The organism is Duganella callida (assembly GCF_004614165.1).
GTDB classification, from domain to species: Bacteria; Pseudomonadota; Gammaproteobacteria; order Burkholderiales; family Burkholderiaceae_D; genus Rugamonas; species Rugamonas callida.
Map to the genome: position 1 here is coordinate 1 of NZ_SPVG01000084.1, position 3687 is coordinate 3687.

The 3687-nt window shown below is 63.9% G+C and carries 5 protein-coding genes; 4 read left to right on the top strand and 1 reads right to left on the bottom strand.

The window, feature by feature from the left end; all coding sequences use genetic code 11:
- From E4L98_RS08835 to E4L98_RS08845, 3 genes are all read left to right on the top strand, one after another.
- A partial coding sequence (locus tag E4L98_RS08835; RefSeq protein ID WP_205746692.1) for a flagellar hook-length control protein FliK occupies positions 1 to 864 on the top strand: 864 nt, incomplete at its 5' end.
- Complete coding sequence (locus E4L98_RS08840) at positions 854 to 1186, top strand: EscU/YscU/HrcU family type III secretion system export apparatus switch protein (protein WP_135201192.1); 333 nt, start codon at positions 854 to 856, stop codon at positions 1184 to 1186. The genes E4L98_RS08835 and E4L98_RS08840, both read left to right, overlap by 11 nt.
- 19 nt (positions 1187 to 1205) lie before the next feature.
- Positions 1206 to 1964, top strand: coding sequence for a flagellar brake protein (locus tag E4L98_RS08845; RefSeq protein WP_135201193.1), 759 nt, complete (start codon positions 1206 to 1208; stop codon positions 1962 to 1964).
- Positions 1965 to 2055: 91 nt separating this feature from the next.
- On the opposite strand, the gene fliE is transcribed toward E4L98_RS08845, so the two are convergent.
- The gene (fliE, locus tag E4L98_RS08850; protein ID WP_135201194.1) at positions 2056 to 2400 is read right to left on the bottom strand and encodes a flagellar hook-basal body complex protein FliE; all 345 of its coding nucleotides are present in this window, start codon (positions 2398 to 2400) and stop codon (positions 2056 to 2058) included.
- Between the two features lie 239 nt (positions 2401 to 2639).
- Here fliE and fliF point away from each other — a divergent pair.
- Positions 2640 to 3687 (top strand): flagellar basal-body MS-ring/collar protein FliF (gene fliF / locus E4L98_RS08855; RefSeq protein ID WP_135201195.1); only part of this gene is annotated, 1048 nt, incomplete at its 3' end.

Sequence of the window (3687 nt, forward strand, 5' to 3'; positions counted from 1 at the left end):
CAGCAGCCTGCTGCCGCCGGCCAGCCCGCCTTGCCCGGTTCCGCCATCCCGGCCGACGCCGTCAAGCCGCAGAGCCTGGCCGCCACCCTGCTGGGCCGGGCGCCGCTGACGCCGGCCAGCGAACTGCCCAACCTCGGTCCCAACACCCAGGCCGCCACGCTGAGCAGCGCCGCGCGCGTGCTGACCAGCATCCTCAGCGCGACCCAGGGGCAGACCGCGCAGGTCGCGCTGGTCGGCAAGACCGCGCTGTTCGGCAACAGCGCGCCGGACACCGCGGACCTGGCGCAAAAACTACAGGACACCATCTCCAAAAGCGGCCTGTTCTACGAATCGCACGTGGCCGAGTGGGCCAAGGGCGAGCGCAGCCTGCCCGACCTGATGCGCGAGCCGCAGATGCAGCGCCTGCTGCAGCAACAGCAGGCGGCGGACGCTCCGCTGTCGCGTCTGGCCGGCAACAACAACGGTCCCGATCTCAGCGCCGCGCAAATGGTCAACCAGCAACTGCATACCCAGGAACAGGGCCGCGTGCTGTGGAACGGCCAGGCCTGGCCCGGCCAGCCCATGCAATGGGAAGTGCAGCGCGACCAGCGTGAAGGCGGCCGCGGCGGCGGCGACGAACGCCAGGACCCGGTTTGGCGCAGCGGCGTACGCTTTCGTCTGCCGCTGCTGGGGGCGGTCTCGGCCGCCGTCACTCTGGTGGGCGAGCAGGTCCACATCCAGGTGCAGACCGGCACCGGCGACTCCGCCGTCACCTTGCGTGCCTGGGCCGGCGAATTGGAGAGCGCCCTGGCGGCGGCCGGCGCCCCGCTGGCGTCACTGACCATCGCCGCCGAACAGCCGACGGAGGCCGGCCATGACGGATGACGCGCCGCGCAAGCCGCTGCAGCAGGCGGTGGCGCTGGCCTACGAAACCGGCACCCCGGCGCCCAAAGTGGTGGCCAAGGGCCGCGGCCTGGTGGCCGAGCAGATCATCAACGTCGCGCAGGAAGCCGGTGTGGCCATCCACGAGTCCAAAGAACTTGTTTCTTTACTCATGGACATAGATTTGGATCAACAAATTCCGCCCATGCTGTATCGTGTGATTGCGGAACTGTTAGCCTGGCTTTATCATATTGAAGCAGCGCAAAAGTCTGGTTCGCCCCTGCCCCCGGCGCCGGACACGAGCATCCCCTTGACGGAAACTTGACCCCCAACACTGGCCACAGATGTACCCACACTTTCAGGATGCGGAATTGGAAAACTGGCACGATTTTGAAATCGAATCCCGGCGGGAAATTTACGCGCTGCTGCGCGCCATCGGCGAAAAAAACCAGTTGATCCGCATGCTGATCCAGGGCGAGGCGGACGTTTGCGTGACCTCCATCCTGGACGTGGACGATGCGGCGGACGCGGTCTACCTCGACTGCTCGATCGACAAGGAACAAAACCAGCGCGTGCTGAACTCGCGCCGGCTGTCGTTCGAGACCTCGCTGGACAAGGTGCGCATCCTGTTTGCGGCGGAACAAGTCGAAGCGGCCACCTACGAAGGCAATCCGGCCTTCAAGATCGCCCTGCCGCCGACGTTGATCCGTCTGCAGCGGCGCGAGTACTACCGGATTTCCACGCCGGTGACCAATCCGGTGCGGGTGCTGATTCCGCTGCCGACCGAGCTGGGCGGAAGCACCACCTTCCCGCTGGCCGACATCAGCTGCGGCGGCATCGCGATTCTGGACAACAAAATGATTTTGGGCGACACCATCGGCAAGAATTACGATGGTTGCCGGATCGACCTGCCGGAAATCGGCCAAGTGACCACTTCGCTACAGGTGCGCAACTCGCTGGACCTGACGCTGCTGAACAACAAGACCAACCGCCGGCTGGGTTGCGAATTCGTCGACATCCCGCGCGGCATGCTGGCATACGTGCAGCGCTACATCACCAAGCTCGAGCGCGAACGCAACGCCCGCGTCGCCGGCCTCACCTAATCCGGGGTCAGGTCTTTCATTGCGTCACGAGCCCAACCGTAGGCACGCCTACGGTTGGGCTCGTGACGCAATGAAAGACCTGACCCCGGAGTTAGACTTGCATGTTCATGATGTCGTGGTAGGCTGACACCAGTTTGTTGCGCACCTGGATTGCGGCCTGGAAGTTGATGCTGGCTTTCTGTTGCGAAATCATGACGTCCGACAGGCTGACGCTGTCATCCCCCATCGCGAATTTCTTGCCCAGCACTTCGGCATCCTTGGCGCTGGCGTTGACGCCGTCCAGCGCCGTCTTCAAGGCGTCGGAAAATTCCGCCTTCGGCACGGCCGCCGGCTCGGTCTGGATCACCGGCGGCGTCAGGCCCGGTTTCGTGGCGTGCGCCTTCAGCTGGGCGATCATCGCCTGAATCTGGCTGGCGTCGATTCCACCTGTTCTCATTTTGGCTCCTCGCTGTTGCTTGATGTTGCTTTCATGGAATAAATTTCCACGAAGGAAGCAGCCATGGCGGTACAATACGGCACGGCTTTTTCAGTGCTGACAGAATACCAAGCGCCACGCCAGTCGCCTGCCGCGAGGAAGACGGTAAACGGCGCTCTGTTCGGCCTATTGAATTGCCTGGATACAAGCAATAATGGATTATTCCTTCTAGAACCACCCTTATCCGGGACCACACCATCATGGCCGTAGCGGAAGAAATCGATAACGCCAATGCAGCCGCGCCCGACGAAGACGCGGAAAAAGTGCCCTTCATCCGCACGCCGATGGGCCGCAATTTCCTGCGCGCCGCCGGCGCCGCGGCCATCGTCGCCATCCTGATCGGCCTGTGGCTGTGGAACAAGCCGCCCGATTACGCGGTGCTGTTCTCCAATTACACCGACCGCGACGGCGGCGCCATCACGGCCGAGCTGGACAAGATGCAGGTCAAGCACAAGTTTTCCGACAATGGCACCGCCATCCTGGTGCCGGCCGATCAGGTGCATGACATCCGCCTGAAACTGGCGGCGCAGGGCTTGCCCAAGGGCGGCAACGTCGGCTTCGAGCTGATGGAAAACCAGAAGCTGGGCGTGTCGCAGTTCGCCGAACAGGTCAATTACCAGCGCGCGCTCGAGGGCGAGCTGGCGCGCTCCATCATGTCGCTGGCGCCGGTCGAGAATGCGCGCGTGCACCTGGCGCTGCCGAAACCGTCGGTGTTCGTGCGCGACCAGCAAAAGCCGACCGCGTCGGTGATCGTCACCCTGCACCCCAACCGGATGCTCGACCAGCAGCAGACCGGCGCCATCGTCCACCTGGTGGCCTCGGCGGTGCCGGAACTGTTGCCGTCCAATGTCAGCGTGGTGGACCAGGCCGGCAATCTGATTTCCGAACAGAACAAGGCCGGCGCCGCCAACGCCAAGCTCGACGAGCAGCAGCTGAAATACGTCAAGGATCTGCAGGCGCAGGTGATCAAGCAGGTGGAATCGATCGTGATTCCCATCGTCGGCGAAAACAATGTGCGCGCCGAAGCGGTGGCCGACGTCGATTTCGCCCAGATCGAACAGGCGTCGGAAAACTACAAGCCGAACTCGCCGCCGGCCGCGTCGGCGATCCGCAGCCAGCAGACCAGCGAAACCAACGGCAACAACAACGCCGCCAATCCAGGCGGCATCCCCGGCGCGCTGTCGAACCAGCCGCCGGGCACCGCCACCGCGCCGCTGAACCAGACCGCCCAGGCCAACGGCCCCAACG